Below are 20866 nucleotides of genomic sequence, written 5' to 3' on the forward strand. Positions count from 1 at the left end.
CCCCCCCGCCCCCCCCCCCCCCCCCCCCCCCCCCCCCCCCCCCCCCCCCGGGGTGCACGCCTACGTGGTGCTCAACCTCTACCCGTACAACTCCGGGCACCTCCTCGTGTGCCCGTACCGGCACGTCGCCGACTACACGGACCTCACCGAGGCCGAGGTCGCCGAGGTCGCCGCGCTCACCCGGACAGCCATGTCGGTCGTGCGCGCGGTGTCCTCGCCGCACGGCTTCAACCTCGGGATCAACCAGGGCGCCGTCGCCGGAGCCGGCATCGCCGCCCACCTGCACCAGCACGTCGTGCCCCGGTGGGAGGGAGACGCCAACTTCCTCCCCGTCGTCGCCCGCACCAAGGCGCTCCCGCAGCTGCTGTCGCAGACGCGTCAGCTCCTCGCGGACGAGTGGCCCGGGGCCACCACCACGGTCGAGACGGAGCCCGAGACCAACCATGACCTGAGTGCGCCACCGGCGCACGAGAAGGGATAGCGCGTGCTGAGCCGACTGAGGGGCGTCGTGTCGACGCTCCTCACCCCCGTCGCCCGAGTCCTCCTGCGGGCCGGCGTCTCACCCGACGCCGTCACCGTGCTCGGCGCTCTCGGGGTGCTCGTCGCCGCGCTGTGGGCGTTCCCGACCGACCACCTCGCAGCCGGTGCCATCATCATCGGCGTCTTCGCGTTCCTGGACGCCCTCGACGGGACGATGGCCCGTCTCGCGGGCCGGTCCGGCCCGTGGGGTGCGTTCCTCGACTCGACGCTCGACCGCGTCGCGGACGCCGCGATCTTCTGCGGCCTCACCGCGTACTTCATCCTCCAGCACGACGGTGACCTGCGGACGTACGGGATCGTCGCCGCGCTGGCCTGCCTCGTGCTCGGCAACCTCGTGTCCTACGCACGGGCGCGTGCCGAAGGCCTCGGGATGACCGCGAACGTCGGCATCGCCGAGCGGGGCGAGCGGCTCGTCGTCTCGCTCGTGATGACTGGTCTCGTCGGTTTCGGCCTTCCCGTCGAGGCGCTCGTCGGCGCGCTCGCGCTCCTCGCCGTCGCGAGCCTCGTCACGGTGGTCCAGCGGATGGCGACCGTGCACAGGCAGGCCGTCGCCGCAGCGAGCGCCTCGTGATCGACACCGCCCGCGCGTTCCACCTCGCGTGGCGCCACGCAGGGACGGTCCCACCGGTGCTGCTGCGCGGGCTGGTGACGCTCGGCGCCGACGTGGCGTCCCTCAGCCGAGGTGGTGGGGTCGAGCAGCTCCGGCGCAACCTGCGCCGGGTGCGGCCCGACGCGACCGACCGCGAGATCCGGTCGCTCGCCCGTCGGGGCATGCGGTCGTACATGCGCTACTACCGCGAAGCGTTCGTCCTCGCGCACGCGACCGACGAGGAGCTCGCCGCGCGCGTCCGCGTCGACGGCCTCGAGAACTGCAGGCGCTTCACCGAGGCCGGCGTCTCGCCGGTCGTCGCCCTCACGCACCAGGGCAACTGGGACCTCGCAGGCGTCTACGCCTCGCGGTACATCGCCCCCGTCCTCACCGTGGCCGAACGACTCGAGCCGCCGGCCCTCTACGAGGAGTTCAAGGCCTTCCGCGAAGGTCTCGGCATGGAGATCCTCACGGCAGGGGACCGCGACGTGTTCCGGGTGCTCATGCGCGAGGCGATGAGCCCTGCCCCCGGACGGCTCATCTGCCTGCTCGCCGACCGCGACCTCAGCCGCACCGGTGTCGAGGTCGACCTCTTCGGCGAGCCGGTCCGCGTCGCCACGGGTCCCGCCGCTCTCGCCGTGGCCTGCGGAGCGCCGCTCATCGCGGCGAACATCCACTACGAGCGGCTCACCGGCGCGCGGCCCGAACGCCGTGGGGGATCGTCATCACCTTCCACCCACCGGTCGACGTCCCGGCCGAGGGCACGAAGGCCGAGCGGGTGCGCGCAGCCACCCAGGGCTGGGTCGACGCCGTGAGCCCCGGCATCGCGGCGCACCCGGAGGACTGGCACATGCTCCAGAAGGTCTTCGTCGAGGATCTCGACCCGGTGCGCCTGGCGCACGCCCACGAACGGACGGACACGGCATGGCACAGCGAAGCCTGAGGGTTGGGATCGTCTGTCCCTACTCCTTCGACGTCCCAGGTGGCGTCCAGTTCCACATCCGTGATCTCGCCGAGGCGCTCATGGCCCAGGGCCACACGGTCTCCGTCCTCGCGCCGGCCGACGACGACACGCCGATCCCGGACTACATCACCTCGGCCGGCAAGGCGATCCCGGTGAAGTACAACGGGTCGGTCGCCCGGATGACCTTCGGGCCGCGGACCGCCACCAAGGTGCGACGCTGGCTCAAGGAGGGCGAGTTCGACATCCTCCACCTGCACGAGCCCGTCACGCCGAGCCTCGGGATGCTCGCCCTGTGGATCGCCCAGGGGCCGATCGTCGGCACCTTCCACACCGCGCTCATCCGTTCACGGGCGCTGCAGATGGCCTACCCGCTGGTCCGTCAGAGTCTCGAGAAGATCTCGGCTCGCATCGCCGTCTCCGAAGACGCTCGCCGGACGCTCGTCGAGCACATGGGCGGCGACGCCGTCGTGATCCCCAACGGGGTCTACGTCGAGAAGTTCTCCTCAGCCGTCGCGCACCCGGACTGGATCGGGACACCGGAGGCGCCCACCATCGCGTTCCTCGGTCGTCTCGACGAGCCGCGCAAGGGCCTGCCCGTGCTGACCGCCGCGATCCCCGAGATCCTCGCGCGCTTCCCGGGCGCCAGGTTCCTCGTCGCCGGGCGCGGAGACGAGGGCCGCGCCGCCGCGCTCGAGGATCTCGGCGAGCACGCCTCCGCGGTCGAGTTCCTCGGCTCCATCACCGACGAGGAGAAGGCCCGGCTGCTCTCCTCCGTCGACCTCTACGTCGCACCGCAGACGGGCGGCGAGAGCTTCGGCATCGTGCTCGTCGAGGCGATGAGCGCCGGCGCGTGCGTCGTCGCCAGCGACCTCGGTGCCTTCGAGCGCGTCCTCGACGACGGACGTGCCGGGTTCGTCTTCCGGGTCGGGGACAGCGCGGACCTCGCGCGGGTGGTCCTCGAGGCTCTCGCCGACCCCGCTGGCCGAGCCGATCGCGTCGCCCTCGCGAGCCGCAGCGTGCTGCAGTTCGACTGGTCGACGGTCACCGCCCAGGTGCTCACCGTCTACGAGATGGTCCTCGAGGCGAGCAGGGCGCTCGGTGGCGTCCACGAGGACCCGTCGTCCCTGCGGCCGCGCCGCGGCCAGTGGACGGAGGTCTCCTCATGACGTGGTCCGAGACGGCCGTCCTCGTCATCGTGCTGCTCGCTCTCGTCGCCTGGCTCCTGTGGGTGTCGGCGTCTCGCCTCGACCGGCTCCACCGCAAGGTCCTGGCGTCGCGGCTCGCACTGGACTCCCAGCTGGTGAGGCGCTCGGCGGCCGCAGCCGACCTCGCCGCCTCGGGCACCCTCGACCCGGTCAGCGCGGTGCTCGTCGCGGAGGCGGCCCACGAGTCGTCGGTCGCCGAGGACCGTGGCGGGCGCGAGCTCGTCGTCGCGGTCCCCGACCTCGCCGACCTCGTGGAGCTCACCCGCCAGGACACCGCCGACCACCGCGGTCCGACCCGCAGGGGCGTGTCGCGTGCGCTCGGCACCGGGCTCGGTGACGACCGCGCCCAGGCGGAGAGCATCCTCTCCGCCACGCTGCGCACCGTCCTCGAGGACCCGGCCGAGGTCGACGAGCTCTACCGGTCGCCCGACGGTGCTGCGCTCCTCGAGGCCCTCGCGGCCGCGTGGTACCGCGTCCAGCTCGCCCGACGCTTCCACAACGAGGCCGTCGCGCAGGCGCAGCGCGTCCGGAGCAAGGTCGTCGTCCGGGCCGTGCGCCTCGCCGGGCACGCCGCGATGCCGGACACGGTCGAGCTCGACGACGCGTGGCCCACAGCCTTGCGCCGACCCGGTGCGCTGGGTGGACAGGCTGGCTCGACGGGCACCCCCGCGGCGTAGCATTGGCACCTACGGCGTGGTCAACGGGCTACGTGATCCGACGCAAGACTGAGTGAGGTTTGCTGTGCCAAGCGAGAACACGTCACGTGAGGGAACTGCGACTGCCGCGGGGGCGAACGACATCGTCGGCAGCGCCAGGGTCAAGCGCGGCATGGCGGAGATGCTCAAGGGTGGCGTCATCATGGACGTGGTCACGCCGGAGCAGGCGAAGATCGCCGAGGACGCCGGAGCCGTCGCGGTCATGGCGCTCGAGCGCGTTCCCGCCGACATCCGCGCGCAGGGCGGCGTGTCGCGGATGAGCGACCCGGACATGATCGACGGCATCATCGACATGGTCTCGATCCCCGTCATGGCGAAGGCGCGCATCGGCCACTTCGTCGAGGCACAGGTGCTCCAGTCCCTGGGGGTCGACTACATCGACGAGTCCGAGGTGCTCACCCCGGCGGACTACGCGAACCACATCGACAAGTGGTCCTTCACCGCACCGTTCGTCTGCGGTGCGACGAACCTCGGAGAGGCGCTGCGGCGCATCAACGAGGGTGCCGCGATGATCCGCTCGAAAGGCGAGGCCGGCACCGGTGACGTCTCCAACGCGACGATGCACATGCGCACCATCCGCGCCGAGATCCGCCGCCTCAGCTCGATGGCGGAGGACGAGCTCTTCGTCGCCGCGAAGGAGCTCCAGGCGCCGTACGACCTCGTCGTCGAGGTGGCACGGACCGGCAAGCTGCCCGTCGTGATGTTCACGGCCGGCGGGATCGCGACCCCGGCCGACGCCGCGATGATGATGCAGCTCGGTGCCGAGGGCGTGTTCGTCGGCTCCGGCATCTTCAAGTCCGGCAACCCCGCCGAGCGGGCAGCGGCGATCGTCAAGGCGACCACGTTCTACGACGACCCCGACGTCATCGCCAAGGTGTCCCGCGGTCTGGGCGAGGCGATGGTCGGCATCAACGTCGACGAGATCCCCGAGCCCCACCGGCTCGCCGAGCGCGGCTGGTGAGCAGGGCTTGACCGTCCGTCCGTCCGGAACCCCCGACGCCCTCGCGGCGTCGGGGGTTCCGTCGTCGACCGACCTGTCGGCGACCGGGGTACCCGCCGCGACGGGCGAGGTCCAGCACCTCGACCCGGGCTGGCAGCCCGGCCCCGACGGCATGCTCACCCGACAGGCTGCGCGGGTCATCGTCGTCGACGCCCACGACCGCGTGCTGCTGCTGCGCGGCCACGACGCGGACAACCCGACGAGGCACTGGTGGTTCACGGTCGGGGGTGGAATCGACCCGGGCGAGGACGAGCGTGACGCCGCGGTCCGGGAGGTCTTCGAGGAGACAGGGCTGCGTGTCTCTCGCGACGACCTCGAGGGTCCCGTGCTCACACGGTCGGCGATCTTCGACTTCGCCCGCGAGCACTGCCTCCAGCACGAGACGTTCTACGCCGTGCGCCTCGACGGTGCCGCGGACCTCAGCCGCGACGGCTGGACCGTGCTCGAGTCGAGCTTCCTCGACGAGTGCGCCTGGCTGACCCTCGCCGAGCTCCGTGCCGTCGAGATCGAGGTGTTCCCCGCGTCGCTGGCGACGATCGTGGCGGGCATCCTCCCCGGGTGGGACGGGACCACGCAGCACCTCGGCATCGAGGACGAGCAGACGACTATCGGGTGACGCCGCGTGCCGCCGAGCGCCGCATCGACCACCACACCGCTCCACCGATCCCCAGGCCGAGCCCGACGAGCCCCGTGAGGATCCCGGCGCCGAGGAGCACGAGTCCGGAGACTGCTCCGACCACGAGCCCGACGACGAGGTCGTCGTCGAGGATCGCCAGGTCTCCCGAGGCCGACGCCGACGGCCCCTCGACGGTCAGGGTGTAGGTCCCTTCCTCGTCCGTGTCGAAGGTCGCGACGTGCGTCGTCGTCCGGGACGTCGAGAAGGTGTAGCCGACCTGCGTCGCATCGAGGTCGACGTCCTCGCCCCGGGGACCCACGACGGCGAGGTCACGGACCTCGACCTCGTCGCCCGTGCGCCCGATGAACAGCACGGCGTACGTGGTGTCCTCCTCGGCGGCGAGCTCGACAGGATCGGGGATGTCCTCCCGCGCCTCGACGGCAGCCCACCGACCGTCGTGGACGTCGAGCGCATCTTCCGAGACGGTGTCCGTGAGCCGGACGATGCCGACGACGACGAGGACGAGAGCGAGGACGACGAGCACCACCCCGACGGTCGTCATGATGGCGGGTCCGCGGGTCGACGTGTCCGCAGGTCGCGTCGGCGTCGGCGGCTGTCGGGGGTCGAACGGTCGGGGGGCGACGGGCTGACTCATGGGAACCTCCACCTGGTGCTACGGGCTGATCCTGTGCCTCGTCCCAGACTAGCGACCCGGGCACGCTCGATCGCGGGTCGGTGGCCGCGACGTCGTCGCTGCGCTGCCGGCACGGCACAGGGGCGGACCTCCTGCCGCGTACGATGGTCGATCGTGAATCCTTTGATCGGTGTCCTCGCGCTGCAGGGCGACGTCCGCGAGCACCGCGCGGCGCTCGAGTCCGCCGGTGCACGGACGGTGGGCGTGCGCCGCGTGGAGGAGCTCCACGCGGTGGACGGCCTGGTGCTCCCCGGCGGGGAGTCGACGACCATCGACAAGCTCCTCCACATCTTCGAGCTCTTCGAGCCCTTGCAGAAGGCCATCTCCGGCGGCCTACCGGTCTACGGGTCGTGCGCGGGCATGATCCTCCTCGCCGACGAGGTCGTCGGCGGCACGGCGGACCAGCGGACGCTCGGCGGGCTGGACGTCGTCGTCCGGCGCAACGCCTTCGGTCGGCAGGTCGACTCCTTCGAGACAGACCTCGACGTCGAGGGGGTCGAGGGCCCTCCCGTGCACGCGGCCTTCATCCGTGCCCCGTGGGTCGAGTCGGCAGGTCCGCAGGCGAGCGCGATCGCGACGATCCGGACCGGGCCCGCCGCCGGTAGGATTGTCGCAGTCCGTCAGGGCGCACTCTTGGCGACGTCGTTCCATCCCGAGATCACGGGCGACGCCCGCATCCACCACCTGTTCGTATCGATCGTTCGCAAGGGGTACTAGCGCATGTCAGGTCACTCCAAATGGGCCACCACCAAGCACAAGAAGGCCGTCGTCGACGCGAAGCGCGGCAAGCTCTTCGCCAAGCTGGTCAAGAACATCGAGGTGGCCGCCCGCACCGGCGGTGGTGACGTCGCCGGGAACCCGACGCTCTTCGACGCCATCCAGAAGGCGAAGAAGACCTCCGTCCCGAACGAGAACATCGACCGTGCCGTCAAGCGCGGCTCAGGCCAGGAGTCCGGCGGCGCCGAGTACTCGACGATCCTCTACGAGGGCTACGCCTCGGGTGGCATCGCCCTCCTCGTCGAGTGCCTCACCGACAACCGCAACCGCGCGGCCGCCGAGGTGCGCACCGCGTTCTCACGCAACGGAGGCCAGATGGCCGACCCGGGCTCCGTGTCGTACCTGTTCTCCCGCAAGGGCGTCGTCATGGTGCCCAAGGACGGGACCGACGAGGACTCCGTCATGGAGGCCGTCCTCGACGCCGGGGGAGAAGAGGTCAACGACTTCGGCGACTCCTTCGAGGTGCTGTGCGAGGCGACCGACCTCGTGGCCGTGCGCACCTCGCTCCAGGACGCGGGGATCGAGTACGACTCCGCAGACGTGGTGTTCCACCCGTCCATGCAGGTCGAGGTCGACGCCGAGGGTGCCCGCAAGGTCCTGCGCCTCATCGACGCCCTCGAGGACTCGGACGACGTCCAGAACGTCTACTCGAACTTCGACGCGTCGGACGACGTCATGGCCGAGCTCGAGAACGACTGAGGACGCTGACCTGATCACTCCCGGGAGGTCGTGAGACGTGCGAGTGCTCGGGGTGGACCCCGGCCTGACCCGCTGCGGCATCGGCGTCGTCGACTCCCTGCCCGGACGTCGGGCGCAGCTGGTCGCCGTCGGGGTGGCGACGTCGCCCCCCGACCTCTCGGTCGACCAGCGACTCCTCCAGGTCGCCGACGAGCTCGACCGGTGGATGGACTCCCACGTGCCCGACATCGTCGCGGTCGAGAGGGTGTTCGCCCAGCACAACGTCTCGACCGTCATGGGCACCGCGCAGGTCGCCGGTCTCGCGATGGTCGCCGCCGCCCGGCGCGGGGTGCCGGTCGCGATGCACACGCCGAGCGAGGTCAAGGCCGCCGTGACCGGCAGCGGCCGTGCAGGCAAGGAGCAGGTCCAACGGATGGTCGCGAACATCCTCGGCCTCGCCGAGGTCCCGCGGCCTGCAGACGCCGCAGACGCCCTCGCGCTCGCCATCTGCCAGCTCTGGCGGCCGGCGGCGCTCCTCGACAAGGCGGAGCGCTTCGCCCTCACGCCGGCACAGAAGGCGTGGGCGGCGGCCGAGCAGGCGGCGCGTCGGACCCGAGGCACCCGGTGACGCTTGGTACCGTTGATCGTTCGTACACGTGTTCGCACGACGCCCGTCCCGACCACCGGTCGACGGTCCCGTCCGCCCCGAAAGTGAGTCGTCAGTGATCGCATCCCTCAGCGGGACCGTGCAGGCTCTGCGGCTCGACTCCGCAGTGGTCGAGGTCAACGGCGTGGGCTACCTGCTGCACGCCACCCCGGGGACCCTCGCGACCCTGCGCGTCGGGGAGCCCACGAGCCTCTCGACCTCGCTCGTCGTCCGCGAGGACTCGATGACGCTGTTCGGGTTCACGGACGACGACGAGCGGTCCGTCTTCGAGGCGGCGCAGACGGTGAGCGGGGTGGGACCGCGGCTCGCTCTCGCCATGCTCGCCGTCCTCACCCCGAACTCCTTGCGGCGTGCTCTGGTCGGCGGAGACGTCAAGGCGCTCACCCGGGTGCCGGGAATCGGCCTCAAGGGTGCCCAGCGGCTCATCCTCGAGCTGGGGGACAAGCTCGGGCACCCCACGGGCGACGACAGCGACAGCACACCGGGATCGGTCGTGCGCCCACCGGCGGGGGACCAGCGCGAGCGTGTCACCGAGGCGCTCGTCGGCCTCGGATGGTCTGCGAAGGTCGCCGAGGACGCGATCACGACGGTCCTGGCCGACCTGGGCGCGGAGCACGTGGCCGCCGGCGACGTGCCGAGCGTGCTGCGCAGCTCGCTCAAGGTGCTCGGTGGCCACCGTGGGTGAGCGGGACATCGACGGCATCGGCGACACAGACGACTACGGCGACCTCGACGCGCTCGGTATCGACCTCGCACCCGGACGGGCGACCGGGGCCGGCGCTGACGAGCTCGAGCGGGCAGCCGAGGCCGCACTCCGACCGCGCAGGCTCGACGAGTTCGTCGGTCAGCGCGTCGTCCGTGACCAGCTCTCGCTCGTGCTCGACGCGGCCGTCGGGCGCGGGGCCCCGCCCGACCACGTGCTCCTCTCCGGGCCACCCGGGCTGGGCAAGACGACTCTCGCGATGATCATCGCGGCCGAGCTCGCGACCTCGCTCCGCGTGACGTCCGGCCCAGCGATCCAGCACGCAGGGGACCTCGCCGCCGTGCTGTCGTCCCTCGACGAGGGCGAGGTCCTGTTCATCGACGAGATCCACCGTCTCGCGCGACCGGCCGAGGAGCTGCTCTACGTCGCGATGGAGGACTTCCGGGTCGACATCATCGTCGGCAAGGGGGCCGGAGCCAGCGCGATCCCGCTCAGCCTGCCACGCTTCACGGTCGTCGGTGCGACGACGCGGGCCGGCCTGCTTCCCGCCCCGCTGCGCGACCGCTTCGGCTTCACGGGGCACCTCGACTTCTACTCCGCGGAGGAGCTCGAACGGGTGCTCGTCAGGTCCGCCGGTCTCCTCGGCACCGAGCTCGCACCGGATGCCGCGTCCGAGATCGCCGGCCGGTCGCGAGGGACGCCCCGCATCGCCAACAGGCTGCTCCGGAGGGTCCGTGACTGGGCGCAGGTCCGCGGTGACGGGTCCCTGGACCTGCACGCCGCGCACGCGGCACTCGACGTCTACGAGGTCGACGCGCTCGGGCTCGACCGCCTCGACCGTGCCGTGCTCACCGCGCTGTGCACGCGCTTCGGGGGCGGACCGGTAGGGCTGACGACTCTCGCCGTGACCGTGGGGGAAGAACCCGAGACGGTCGAGACCGTCGCGGAGCCGTACCTCGTGCGCGAGGGGCTCATCGGCCGGACGTCCCGCGGACGGGTCGCGACACCGGCGGCGTGGCACCACCTCGGCCTCACACCCCCGGCGGAGGTCTCGACCCTCTTCAGCTAGCGGGGACGTTCGAGGGCTCGCGACCGCACCACCGACCTGGCCGCCGAGGGCACCTTTCGGGCGACTCAGGCGTTAGTCACTTCGGTGCACCTGCGCCTAGACTCCGGTAGTTCCCTCTGCAGAACAGGAGACGTGATCCCACGTCATGGAAATTCTTCTCTTCGGTGCGCTCGCCATCGGCGCCATGTTCCTCATGTCGCGCAGCTCGCGCAAGAAGCAGCAAGCAGCCGTCGCCTTCCGCGACGACCTCCAGCCGGGCCAGGAGGTCATGACCGGTTCCGGGTACTTCGGCACGGTCGTGTCCGTCGAGGATGACGTCGTCACGCTCGAGTCCACCCCGGGCACGCGGTCACGCTGGTTGAGGGCCGCGATCGCCAAGAAGGTCGACCCGGTCGTCACGGACGACGCAGCGGTCGTCGCAGACCCCGCCACGGCCGCAGGCACGGGGACGGTCGACGTCGAGAACAAGCGCGCGTTCACCATCCCCGACGACATCTCCGGGCTCATCGAGAAGCCCGAGAAGCCGAAGCCGGACGACTCCGCGAAGTAGCCAGCCAGACCCAGACAGCACGACCCGGCACGGTATGCGGGTCACAGACTCGCACCGCCGGCCGTCCCACGGCGCCGGTGCGCGCACGGGAAGAGACTCCGTTGGCCACCACCAACCGCAAGAAGTCCGGCAGAAGCCGGTCGCTCGTCGGACTTCTCATCATCGTCCTCGCGATCTTCGGATCCCTCCTCGCCGGGACCATCTGGTCCGACGCAGAGTGGACACCGAAGCTGGCGCTCGACCTCGAGGGCGGCACGCAGATCATCCTGCAGCCCGTCACCGACAACGACGAGGAGGTGACCGCCGAGGACGTCGAGCAGGCCATCGCGATCATCCGCCAGCGCGTCGACTCCTCAGGGGTCGCGGAGGCCGAGATCACGAGCCAGGCGGGCAGCAACATCGTCGTGGCCCTGCCCGGCACCCCGAGCCAGGAGACCCTGGACCTCGTCCGGGAGTCGGCTCAGATGCAGTTCCGTCCGGTCCTGTACTTCGGTGACCCTGCTGCTGTGGCTGCCCCGGAAGAGCCTGTCGTCACCGACCCGGCCGCCGCGCCCGTCGTCCCGACGGACCCGAGCGACTTCGCCCAGGTGACGCCGGAGCTGCTGGCCGAGTTCGGGGCGCTCGACTGCACCGCGCCCGCGAGCCTCGCCGGCGGTGGTGGCGCCAAGGACGCGACAGCGCCGATCGTGGCGTGCGCGGACGACGGCACGATGAAGTACATCCTCGGCCCGATGGAGCTCGCCGGTCTCGACATCGACAGCGCGACCTCCGGCCTCCGGACGAACTCGCAGGGCGCGACGCTCAACGAGTGGGCCGTGAACATCCAGTTCAACTCCGAGGGCGCAGACAAGTTCACCGAGGTGACGACCCGTCTGTCCAACCTGCCCACCTACGAGGCGTGGATCATGACGAACCCGCCCACCCAGTCGCCAGGCATGTTCGCCATGGTGCTCGACAACCTCGTCATCTCGGCTCCCGGCGTCCAGGTGATCATTGCGGACGGCAAGGCGGAGATCACCGGCAGCTTCACACGAGAGAGTGCCACGACCCTCGCCAACCAGCTGAACTTCGGCGCACTGCCGCTGACGTTCGAGGTGCAGAGCGAGGCGCAGATCTCCGCGACGCTCGGCAGCGAGCAGCTGCAGAAGGGCTTGATCGCAGGCCTCATCGGTCTCGTGCTCGTCGTTCTCTACTCGCTGGTGCAGTACCGGGCGCTCGGCCTCGTGACGGTTGCGTCGCTCGTCATCGCCGGTCTCATCACCTACGGGCTCATCACGCTCCTCTCGTGGACCCAGGGCTACCGGTTGTCGCTGCCCGGTGTGGCCGGCCTCATCGTCGCCATCGGGATCACCGCGGACTCGTTCATCGTGTACTTCGAACGCATCCGCGACGAGCTGCGCGACGGCCGTTCGCTCAACTCCGCGGTCGAGACCGGCTGGCAGCGCGCCCGCCGGACGATCCTCGCCTCGGACGCGGTGAACTTCCTCGCGGCCATCGTCCTGTACTTCCTCGCCGTCGGCGGTGTGCGCGGATTCGCGTTCACGCTCGGTCTGACGACGCTGGTCGACATCCTCGTCGTCTTCCTCTTCACCCACCCGCTCATGCGCGTGCTCGCCAGGACTCGGTTCTTCGGCAAGGGGCACCCCGCCTCCGGCCTCGACCCGCGCCAGCTCGGCGTCGACTCGCCGCGCTACGCGGGCCGCGGACGTGTGGTGCGCCCGGCCGGCGCGACGGATTCCTCGGAGCCCGCGGGCCTGTCCTCCGGCCCGCGCTCGAAGGTCCTCGTGGGCGCAGGCGCGCCCGCAGCGACCGGCGAGCGGAAGATGACCATCGCCGAACGGCGTGCAGCCCAGGCCCGCGACCGGCAGCCCGACGAGGAGGCCGCCGGCGACCCGGTCGTCGACGACACGTCGTCTGACGACAGCCGAGCCGCGGACGGTCCGCACGTCGCGGACGAGCACGGTGCGAAGACGCACGAGTCCGACGAGCACGAGTCCGACGAGAACAAGGGCGGGAACCTCTGATGGCTGCGGGATTCTCACGGTGGGGCAACGACCTCCACTCCGGACGGCGGTCGTACAACATCGTCGGCAAGCGTCGCAACTTCTACATCGCGTCAGCCGTCATGGTGCTGCTCGCGCTGATCGTGCTCCTCACGCGCGGCTTCAACCTCGGTATCGAGTTCCGTGGTGGCTCCGAGTTCACGGTCGAGGGCCTCTCGACGCAGAGCCAGGAGATCGCCGCCGAGGCGGTCGCCACGGTCGCCCCGAACGAGGTGCCGCGCATCTCGACGGTCGGTGACGCGGGGCTGCGCGTGCAGACGGCCGAGCTCACGGACGTCGAGGTGGGTGAGGTCCGCGTCGCGCTGGCGGAGGCCTACGACATCCCCGAGACCCAGGTGACGAGCTCCTTCATCGGCCCCTCGTGGGGCAAGGACGTCTCCCAGAAGGCGATCACGGGGCTCATCGTCTTCCTCGTGCTCGTCGCGATCGTCATGACCCTGTACTTCCGGGCGTGGCGCATGGCGTTGGCCGCGATCCTCGCGCTGTTCCACGACCTCATCATCACGGCGGGCGTCTACGCGGCGATCGGGTGGGAAGTGACGCCAGCCACGGTGATCGGCTTCCTCACCATCCTCGGCTATTCCATCTACGACACGGTGGTCGTCTTCGACAAGGTGCGCGAGAACACCGACGACGTGCTCGAGCAGTCGCGGACGACCTACGCGGAGCAGGCGAACCTCGCTGTCAACCAGACGCTCGTGCGCTCGATCAACACCTCGGTCGTCGCGCTGCTTCCGGTCGCTGCGATCCTCTTCATCGGGGCGTTCATCCTCGGTGCGGGCACGCTGCGCGACATCGCCCTCGCGCTCTTCGTCGGAATGGCGGTGGGTACGTACTCGTCGATCTTCCTCGCGACGCCTCTCGAGGTGACGCTCCGCGCGACCGAGGACGCGACCGTCGAGCACACCACGAAGGTGCTCGAGGCGCGGTCCGCCGCCGCCGCCGGCACCGATACGGGGGACGGCGCCGCTCCGGCCCTGGCCTACGCAGGCCACCTGCGACCGGGCTCCCACCAGGGTCACCAGGCACAGCCACGCAAGCGCAAGAACGGACGATGAGCCTCGTCGCCGCGGAGACAGCACCGCACGCCGAGCTCATCGCCAGCCACATCCGCGACGTCCCCGACTTCCCCGAGCCCGGCATCGTCTTCAAGGACATCACCGGGCTGCTCGTCGACGGCCAGGCGTTCAGCGCCGTCATCGACGCGCTCGCCCATGCCGTGCCGCCGGGGGTCGACCTCGTCGCCGGGATGGAGGCGCGAGGATTCATCCTCGGCGCGGCCCTCGCCGCGCGCCTCGGCACGGGCTTCGTCCCGATCCGCAAGGCCGGCAAGCTGCCGCCGCCGACCCGCGCGGTCACGTACGACCTCGAGTACGGGCAGGCCTCCCTCGAGCTCCGCGAGGGTACGGTGCGCCCAGGGGTCGGCGTCCTGCTCGTCGACGACGTCCTCGCGACGGGCGGGACGGCAGCAGCCGCAGCCGAGCTCGTCGAGACGGTCGGTGCACGCGTCGTCGGGCTCGCGTTCCTGCTCGAGCTGACAGGACTCGCCGGGCGCGACCGCCTGAGCGGTCGGGCGGTGTCCTCGATCCTGGCGACGGCACCGTAGAATCTCCTCGTCGGGGCAACACCCCGCACCTGACCCGGGAGGCGCGCATGAGCGAAGGAACGCGTACCACTCCGGTGCCAGCGAGCCGTGAGCCGCACACCGACACACCCACGACCGGGGTCCCCGTGAGCGAGGTCGAGGCCTCGTCCGCTGCGCCGACGCTCGGGTCTGCGAGCCGGGTCCGGTCTCGCCTGGTCCGCTTCGGATCACGTCATGCAGTCGGCACGCCCGCGCTCGAGCCGCTGCTGCGGGCCGTGCGGGCCAACCACCCCAAGGGTGACGTCTCCGTCATCGAGCGCGCCTACGTCACCGCCGAGAAGGCGCACCGCGGGCAGATGCGCAAGAGCGGCGACCCGTACATCACGCACCCCGTGGCTGTCGCGACGATCCTCGCCGAGCTGGGGATGACGCCGTCGACGCTCGCGGCCGCCCTCCTCCACGACACGGTCGAGGACACGGACTACTCGCTCGACCAGCTGCGGACCGAGTACGGCGACGAGATCGCCATGCTCGTCGACGGTGTGACCAAGCTGGACAAGGTCACCTACGGCGACGCCGCGCAGGCTGAGACCGTGCGCAAGATGGTCGTCGCGATGGCGAGGGACATCCGCGTCCTCGTCATCAAGCTCGCCGACCGTCTGCACAACGCCCGGACCTGGAAGTTCGTCCCGTCGTCCTCCGCGCAGCGCAAGGCCCGCGAGACGATCGAGATCTATGCGCCGCTCGCGCACCGGCTGGGCATGAACACCATCAAGTGGGAGCTGGAGGACCTGTCCTTCCAGACCCTCTACCCCAAGGTGTACGACGAGATCGTCCACCTGGTGGCGGAGCGGGCGCCCGCTCGCGAGGAGTATCTCGCTCTCGTGCGCGAGCAGATCGTCGCGGACCTGCGCTCGGCGAAGATCAAGGCTGCCGTCACGGGCCGCCCCAAGCACTACTACTCGATCTACCAGAAGATGATCGTGCGTGGACACGACTTCGCCGAGATCTACGACCTCGTGGGCACGCGCGTCCTCGTCGACTCGGTCCGAGACTGCTACGCGGCGCTCGGGGCGCTGCACGCGCGATGGAACCCGGTCCCCGGCCGGTTCAAGGACTACATCGCGATGCCCAAGTTCAACATGTACCAGTCGTTGCACACGACGGTCATCGGGCCTGGGGGCAAGCCGGTCGAGATCCAGATCCGGACGCACGACATGCATCGTCGTGCGGAGTACGGCGTCGCTGCCCACTGGAAGTACAAGGAGGCCGACAAGGCTGCGAAGCAGGGTCCAGAGGCCGGCAACAGCGACATGCAGTGGTTGCGTCAGCTGGTCGACTGGCAGCGTGAGACAGCGGACCCGTCGGAGTTCCTCGACTCCTTGCGCTTCGAGATCAGCGGCGGTGAGGTCTACGTCTTCACCCCGAAGGGTGACGTCATCGCCCTGCCGGCAGGTTCCACCCCGGTCGACTTCGCGTACGCGGTCCACACCGAGGTCGGGCACCGCACGATGGGTGCTCGCGTCAACGGGCGCCTCGTCCCGCTCGACTCCACGCTCGACAACGGCGACGTCGTCGGGGTCCTCACCTCGAAGTCGGAGACCGCCGGGCCGAGCCGTGACTGGCTCAACTACGTCAAGAGTCCTCGCGCGAAGAACAAGATCCGGCAGTGGTTCTCCAAGGAGCGCCGCGAGGAGGCGATCGAGCAGGGCAAGGATGCCATCGCCAAGGCGATGCGCAAGCAGAACCTACCGATCCAGCGGATCCTCTCCCACGAGTCCATGGTGACGACCGCCCACGAGATGCGGTTCGCCGACGTCTCCGCGCTCTACGCAGCCATCGGCGAGGGACAGATCTCCGCAGCGAACGTCGTCCACCGTCTGGTGCAGTCCATGGGCGGCGAAGAAGGCAACGCCGAGGACCTCGCCGAGACGGCTCGGCCGGGCCACGCGGCACGCCGCCCGCGGACCGGCGACCCGGGGGTCGCGGTCAAGGGGGTCGACGACATCTGGGTGAAGCTCGCCAAGTGCTGCACCCCGGTGCCGGGCGACGAGATCGTCGGCTTCATCACGCGCGGCCAGGGCGTCAGCGTCCACCGCGCGGACTGCGGCAACGTCGAGGGCCTACGCACCCAGCCCGAGCGCATCGTCGACGTCGAGTGGACGACCGGAGGCAACACGCTCTTCCTCGTCCAGATCCAGGTGGAGGCGCTCGATCGCTCGCGACTTCTCTCGGACGTGACGAAGGTGCTGTCGGACAACCACGTGAACATCCTCTCGGCGACCGTGTCGACATCGACCGACCGGGTGGCCGTCTCGCGGTTCGTCTTCGAGATGGCTGAACCGGCCCACCTCGCGACCGTCCTGTCCGCAGTCCGCAAGATCGAGGGCGTCTTCGACGTCTATCGCATCACCGGCTCGAAGACGGCGGAGACGCGGATCCTGTCCTGATTGCGCGTGCCGCCTCGAGCAGCATCGCGCGTGCGCGGCCCGCCCCGCGCCAGTTCGCGACCCGGTCCAGTCGTTGCAGGCACGCGGCGAGCTCCACGCCGTGTCGCAGGAGCGGCACGAGCACGGGCAGGACCTCGTCCTCGTGCACCCAGGTCGCCACGTCGAGCGCCGTCCGCGTCGGGTCCGTGACGCGCAGCCCGCCGATCTCCGCCGTCTCCCACGGTCGGACGGCAGCCTGCGAGACCTCGAGACCTACGGTGTTGCGCGGTCTGTACCCGCGAGCGGCGTAGAGGACGCACAGGCGCACGGGCCGGGGAGTGCCGGTGTGGACCCAGGCGGCAGTGCGTCGACCGACGACCACCCCGTGTGGGACGTGCTGGGCGATCGAGAGCGCGCGCAGCTCGGCCGTGGTCGCCATGCCCACGGGGAGTCCGTGGCCGTCCCACAGCTCGACGACGTCCCCGTCCCGCACCACCGTCTCCCAGGTCCGTGCGCCGAGAGACTCGAGCGAGTACGGCGGCTGCAGCTCGGCCGGTTCGACGAGCAGCTGGTCCAGGGTGAGGCGGACGGACGGGTCGCGGGGGAGCGGAGCAGGAGAGGGCACGCGCCCACTGTGCCCCGCGACGGCGCTGAGGCACCAGAAGAGGCCCGCCACCTGTGGATGACGGGCCTCTTCTGGTGCCTGTGAGACTGACGGCTGGGTGACCTGGTGTGCTCAGGCCTCGGCAGTCACGGTGCAGCTCAGCCGCGTGAGTCGGCGGCGGCCTTGACGACCTGCTCGAGCCACGACCGGCGGGCGGCCAGTGCTGTCTCGATCTCCTTGACCTTGCGGGCGTCGTCGCGCGAACGCGCGGCCTCGAGGTCCGCCTCGAGCGCGGCGATCGCCGCTTCGAGCTGCGCGGCGGCACCCTCGGCACGGGCGCGAGTCTCGGGGTTCGAGCGGGTCCACTTCGCCTGCTCGGCGTCACGGACGGCCGTCTCGACGGCCCGCATGCGACCTTCGACGCGCTGGACGTCTCCGCGTGGCACCTTGCCGGCCTCTTCCCACCGCTCCTGGATACCGCGCAGCGCGGCCTTCGCGTGGGCGAGGTCGGTCACGGGCAGCAGCGCCTCTGCCTCGACGAGCAGGGCCTCCTTGACGACGAGATTCTCGCCGTACTCGGCGTCCGTCGCCGCGTTGGCCGTGTCGCGCGCCGAGAAGAAAGCGTCCTGGGCACGGCGGAACCGCGACCAGAGCATGTCGTCGTCCTTGCGGTTCGCGCGGCCCGCGTTCTTCCACTGGTCCATGAGGTCGCGGTACGCACCCGCGGTCGCGCCCCACTCCGTGCTCGTCGAGAGGCGCTCGGCCTCGGCCACGAGGGCGGCCTTGGACGCCTTCGCTCCGGCGTTCTGCTTCTCGAGCTCTGCGAAGAAGTGGCGTCGCTCACGGTCGAAGGTGGTCCGCGCGTGGGAGAAACGCTTCCACAGCGCTTCCTCCGAGGGGCGGTCCAGGCGCGGTCCGGACCGCTGCGCGGTCTTCCACTGCTCGAGGAGCACACGGAGCTCCTCTCCGGCAGGCTTCCACTGGATCTTCGCCGGTTCGGTGCCGGCGAGCCGCTCTGCGGCCTCGACGATGGCCGTGCGTGCGGCGAGAGCAACCTCCTTCGCGGCGGCCCGGTCCGCGTCGAGCTCGGCCCTCTTGGCGGCGGCGACGCCACGGATGGCGTCGACCCGCGCGCGGAGTCCGTCGAGGTCGCCGACGGCGGCCGGCTCGGCCACCTCGTCGGAGATCTTCGCGAGAGTCGCGTCGATCTCCTTCGATGCGAGCTCGGCGGTCCCGAGCCGCGCCTCGAAGAGCGCGATCTTCGCCTGGAGGTCGAGGAAGCGTCGGACGTACAGGCTCATCGCCTCGTCAGGTGTGACTCCTGGGAACTGCCCGACGACGCGTTCACCGGCGCTGTCGGTGACGTAGACCGTACCGTCGTCGTCGACGCGTCCGAAGGCGCGTGCGGCCTTGGTCTGCGCGACCTCGTCCGGGATCGCCGCGACCGGGGGCGCGGTGGTGCTGGACGCGCTGGCCGCAGCATTCTGCTGCGGCGCCGCAGCAGGACGGGGGACCGGTCGCGGTGTCGGCCGGGGCACCGGTGCAGGACGCGGAGCCGCGGTCGTGGGGGCGGGTACGGCCGGAGCGGGCTCCGCCGGTGCCGTGGCGTCAGGAGCGGTCGCGGCCTCGGCCGATGAGCCCTCGGTGGACGGCGCAGCCTGAGCGTCCGTGGACGGCTCCGCCTGAGCGTCGATCGAGACCTCCACGGCGTCCGTGGTCGCATCCGGTGTGGGTTCGGTGCTCTCGCTCACTGGGGGCTCAACTCCTTGGATGATGACGGCTGCGGGGCGGGCATCGCCCGTCCGCGCGTCAGCGACTGCTTGGGAAAGCCCCAAGCCGGTGATCTTTCTCTCGTGACACATCTCACGACGACCGGTGGGTGGCCGCCATGAGGAGAGACTGCACCACAGTCTAGGGAAGTCTGAGCGAGTATGCTGACGCCGCGCTGGCGTGTGCGCACGCAGGCCGTGGACGGCGTGCCCGGGCGCATCTGACAAGATCTGTAGCTATGGCGCGCCCAACACCACTCTCCGGCTTTCCCGAATGGCTCCCCTCCGACCGCATCGTGGAGCAGCACATCCTCGACACCGTCCGGCGGACGTTCGAGCTGCACGGCTTCGCGGGCATCGAGACGCGCGCGGTCGAGCCTCTCGACCAGCTGCTGCGCAAGGGGGAGACCTCCAAGGAGGTGTACGTCCTGCGCCGCCTCCAGGAGGACGACGCGGACGCGTCTGCGTCGGTGAGTGCTGCGGACAAGCAGGGCCTCGGTCTGCACTTCGACCTCACGGTGCCCTTCGCTCGCTACGTCCTGGAGAACGCCGGGCACCTCGCGTTCCCGTTCAAGCGCTACCAGATCCAGAAGGTCTGGCGCGGCGAGCGACCTCAGGACGGTCGGTTCCGTGAGTTCGTCCAGGCCGACATCGACGTCGTGGGGGCCGGCGACCTGCCGTACCACTTCGAGGTCGAGGTCCCGCTCGTCATGGCGGAGGCGCTCGGCGCGCTCCGGGAGATCGGGGTGCCTGAGGTCCGGATCCTCGTCAACAACCGCAAGGTCGCCGAGGGCTTCTACCGGGGCCTCGGGCTCGACGACGTCGACGGCGTCCTGCGGATCATCGACAAGCTCGACAAGATCGGCGCCGCCAAGGTCGGTGCCGCCCTCGTCGAGGAGGTCGGGGCGACCCAGCTGCAGGCTGACGCGTGCCTTCAGCTCGCACAGGTCTCGGGCGACGACGGTACGGTCATCGACCGCGTGCGGGCGCTCGTGAACGCCCACTCGATCACCTCGGAGCTCCTCGAGCAGGGGCTCGTCGAGCTCGGCACGCTCATCGAGGCGGCCGCTGTCCGGGCCCCTGGCGTGGTGCGGGCCGACCTGAAGATCGCTCGCGGCCTCGACTACTACACGGGATCGGTCTACGAGACGGTCCTCGTGGGCCACGAGGACCTCGGTTCGATCTGCTCCGGGGGGCGGTACGACACGCTCGCGTCGGACGGGGCGAACACGTACCCCGGTGTCGGGCTGTCCATCGGCATCTCGCGGCTCGTGTCGCGGTTGCTCTCGGCACGGCTCGTGCGAGCGACCCGGTCGGTGCCGAGCGCCGTGGTCGTGGCGGTGACGTCCGAGGAGTCGCGCGCGGCGTCGGACGCCGTCGCCGTGGCTCTGCGCTCGCGCGGCATCCCGGTGGAGGTGGCGCCCTCCGCGGCGAAGTTCGGCAAGCAGATCAGGTACGCCGACCGCCGGGGGATCCCCTTCGTGTGGTTCCCGGAGTCGACGTCCCCTGACGGCGATCCAGTAGCGCACCAGGTGAAGGACATCCGGTCCGGCGAGCAGGTCGCGGCCGATCCGTCCACCTGGGCGCCAGCGGCCTCCGACCTGTGGCCCGGGGTCGTGGCGGCGTCCTAGGGGCCTAGACTTGACCC

The 20866-nt window shown here is 70.6% G+C and carries 22 protein-coding genes; 19 read left to right on the forward strand and 3 right to left on the reverse strand.

Annotation, left to right across the window (positions count from 1 at the left end; translation table 11 throughout):
* The 8 genes from ABKW26_RS17930 to ABKW26_RS17965 form a co-directional block, all read left to right on the forward strand.
* A partial coding sequence (locus ABKW26_RS17930) for an HIT domain-containing protein (protein ID WP_348595436.1) occupies nt 1-481 on the forward strand: 481 nt, incomplete at its 5' end.
* 3 nt (nt 482-484) lie between these two features.
* Nucleotides 485-1111 carry a phosphatidylinositol phosphate synthase gene (pgsA, locus tag ABKW26_RS17935; RefSeq protein ID WP_348595437.1) on the forward strand — a complete coding sequence of 209 codons (627 nt, stop codon included), beginning with the start codon at nt 485-487 and terminating at the stop codon, nt 1109-1111.
* Nucleotides 1108-1944 (forward strand): phosphatidylinositol mannoside acyltransferase, encoded by an 837-nt coding sequence (locus tag ABKW26_RS17940; RefSeq protein ID WP_348595438.1) that lies wholly within the window; start codon nt 1108-1110, stop codon nt 1942-1944. Before pgsA ends, ABKW26_RS17940 begins: the two co-directional genes overlap by 4 nt.
* Nucleotides 1908-2072, forward strand: coding sequence for a hypothetical protein (locus tag ABKW26_RS17945; protein ID WP_348595439.1), 165 nt, complete (start codon nt 1908-1910; stop codon nt 2070-2072). The genes ABKW26_RS17940 and ABKW26_RS17945 overlap by 37 nt, the downstream gene beginning before the upstream one ends.
* Nucleotides 2054-3259 carry a glycosyltransferase family 4 protein gene (locus ABKW26_RS17950; RefSeq protein ID WP_348595440.1) on the forward strand — a complete coding sequence of 402 codons (1206 nt, stop codon included), beginning with the start codon at nt 2054-2056 and terminating at the stop codon, nt 3257-3259. The genes ABKW26_RS17945 and ABKW26_RS17950 overlap by 19 nt, the downstream gene beginning before the upstream one ends.
* Entirely contained in the window at nt 3256-3975 is a 720-nt protein-coding gene (locus ABKW26_RS17955) for a hypothetical protein (protein ID WP_348595442.1), read from the forward strand. The genes ABKW26_RS17950 and ABKW26_RS17955 overlap by 4 nt, the downstream gene beginning before the upstream one ends.
* Nucleotides 3976-4096: 121 nt before the next feature.
* Nucleotides 4097-4975, forward strand: a complete 879-nt coding sequence (pdxS, locus tag ABKW26_RS17960) for a pyridoxal 5'-phosphate synthase lyase subunit PdxS (protein ID WP_348595478.1) — start codon at nt 4097-4099, stop codon at nt 4973-4975.
* 7 nt (nt 4976-4982) lie between these two features.
* Nucleotides 4983-5630 (forward strand): NUDIX domain-containing protein, encoded by a 648-nt coding sequence (locus tag ABKW26_RS17965; protein WP_348595444.1) that lies wholly within the window; start codon nt 4983-4985, stop codon nt 5628-5630.
* Here the strand turns inward: ABKW26_RS17965 and ABKW26_RS17970 are convergent.
* Complete coding sequence (locus tag ABKW26_RS17970; protein ID WP_348595445.1) at nt 5620-6285, reverse strand: hypothetical protein; 666 nt, start codon at nt 6283-6285, stop codon at nt 5620-5622. The genes ABKW26_RS17965 and ABKW26_RS17970 overlap by 11 nt on opposite strands.
* Nucleotides 6286-6438: 153 nt before the next feature.
* Here ABKW26_RS17970 and pdxT point away from each other — a divergent pair, with 153 nt between their 5' ends.
* The 10 genes from pdxT to ABKW26_RS18020 all read left to right on the forward strand — a co-directional run bounded on the left by pdxT (nt 6439) and on the right by ABKW26_RS18020 (nt 16866).
* Entirely contained in the window at nt 6439-7041 is a 603-nt protein-coding gene (pdxT, locus tag ABKW26_RS17975; RefSeq protein WP_348595446.1) for a pyridoxal 5'-phosphate synthase glutaminase subunit PdxT, read from the forward strand.
* A gap of 3 nt (nt 7042-7044) precedes the next feature.
* Nucleotides 7045-7800, forward strand: coding sequence for a YebC/PmpR family DNA-binding transcriptional regulator (locus ABKW26_RS17980; protein WP_348595447.1), 756 nt, complete (start codon nt 7045-7047; stop codon nt 7798-7800).
* 37 nt (nt 7801-7837) lie between these two features.
* Nucleotides 7838-8407, forward strand: a complete 570-nt coding sequence (ruvC, locus tag ABKW26_RS17985) for a crossover junction endodeoxyribonuclease RuvC (protein ID WP_348595448.1) — start codon at nt 7838-7840, stop codon at nt 8405-8407.
* A gap of 94 nt (nt 8408-8501) precedes the next feature.
* A complete protein-coding gene (gene ruvA, locus ABKW26_RS17990) occupies nt 8502-9131 on the forward strand; it encodes a Holliday junction branch migration protein RuvA (protein ID WP_348595449.1) in 630 nt (209 codons plus the stop codon).
* Between the two features lie 58 nt (nt 9132-9189).
* The gene (ruvB, locus tag ABKW26_RS17995) at nt 9190-10218 is read left to right on the forward strand and encodes a Holliday junction branch migration DNA helicase RuvB (protein WP_348595479.1); all 1029 of its coding nucleotides are present in this window, start codon (nt 9190-9192) and stop codon (nt 10216-10218) included.
* A 145-nt stretch (nt 10219-10363) separates the two neighbouring features.
* Nucleotides 10364-10768 (forward strand): preprotein translocase subunit YajC, encoded by a 405-nt coding sequence (gene yajC, locus ABKW26_RS18000; protein WP_348595450.1) that lies wholly within the window; start codon nt 10364-10366, stop codon nt 10766-10768.
* A gap of 101 nt (nt 10769-10869) precedes the next feature.
* Nucleotides 10870-12792: a protein translocase subunit SecD gene (gene secD, locus ABKW26_RS18005; RefSeq protein ID WP_348595452.1), complete on the forward strand. Its 1923-nt coding sequence runs from the start codon at nt 10870-10872 to the stop codon at nt 12790-12792.
* Nucleotides 12792-13889: a protein translocase subunit SecF gene (secF, locus tag ABKW26_RS18010; RefSeq protein WP_348595453.1), complete on the forward strand. Its 1098-nt coding sequence runs from the start codon at nt 12792-12794 to the stop codon at nt 13887-13889. Before secD ends, secF begins: the two co-directional genes overlap by 1 nt.
* Complete coding sequence (locus ABKW26_RS18015) at nt 13886-14437, forward strand: adenine phosphoribosyltransferase (RefSeq protein WP_348595454.1); 552 nt, start codon at nt 13886-13888, stop codon at nt 14435-14437. Before secF ends, ABKW26_RS18015 begins: the two co-directional genes overlap by 4 nt.
* A gap of 47 nt (nt 14438-14484) precedes the next feature.
* Nucleotides 14485-16866: a bifunctional (p)ppGpp synthetase/guanosine-3',5'-bis(diphosphate) 3'-pyrophosphohydrolase gene (locus ABKW26_RS18020; protein ID WP_348595455.1), complete on the forward strand. Its 2382-nt coding sequence runs from the start codon at nt 14485-14487 to the stop codon at nt 16864-16866.
* Here ABKW26_RS18020 and ABKW26_RS18025 read toward each other — a convergent pair.
* Together ABKW26_RS18025 and ABKW26_RS18030 are read right to left on the reverse strand one after the other, a co-directional pair.
* On the reverse strand, nt 16826-17470 hold the full coding sequence (locus tag ABKW26_RS18025; RefSeq protein WP_348595456.1) for a type IV toxin-antitoxin system AbiEi family antitoxin: 645 nt from the start codon (nt 17468-17470) through the stop codon (nt 16826-16828). The genes ABKW26_RS18020 and ABKW26_RS18025 overlap by 41 nt on opposite strands.
* Nucleotides 17471-17607: 137 nt before the next feature.
* Nucleotides 17608-19200, reverse strand: coding sequence for a DUF349 domain-containing protein (locus ABKW26_RS18030; RefSeq protein ID WP_348595457.1), 1593 nt, complete (start codon nt 19198-19200; stop codon nt 17608-17610).
* Between the two features lie 257 nt (nt 19201-19457).
* Here ABKW26_RS18030 and hisS point away from each other — a divergent pair, with 257 nt between their 5' ends.
* Entirely contained in the window at nt 19458-20849 is a 1392-nt protein-coding gene (hisS, locus tag ABKW26_RS18035) for a histidine--tRNA ligase (protein WP_348595458.1), read from the forward strand.
* The last annotated feature ends 17 nt before the right edge of the window (nt 20850-20866 follow it).

Origin of the sequence: Sanguibacter sp. 25GB23B1 (assembly GCF_040012415.1) — a bacterium.
Taxonomy (GTDB): Bacteria; Actinomycetota; Actinomycetes; order Actinomycetales; family Cellulomonadaceae; genus Sanguibacter.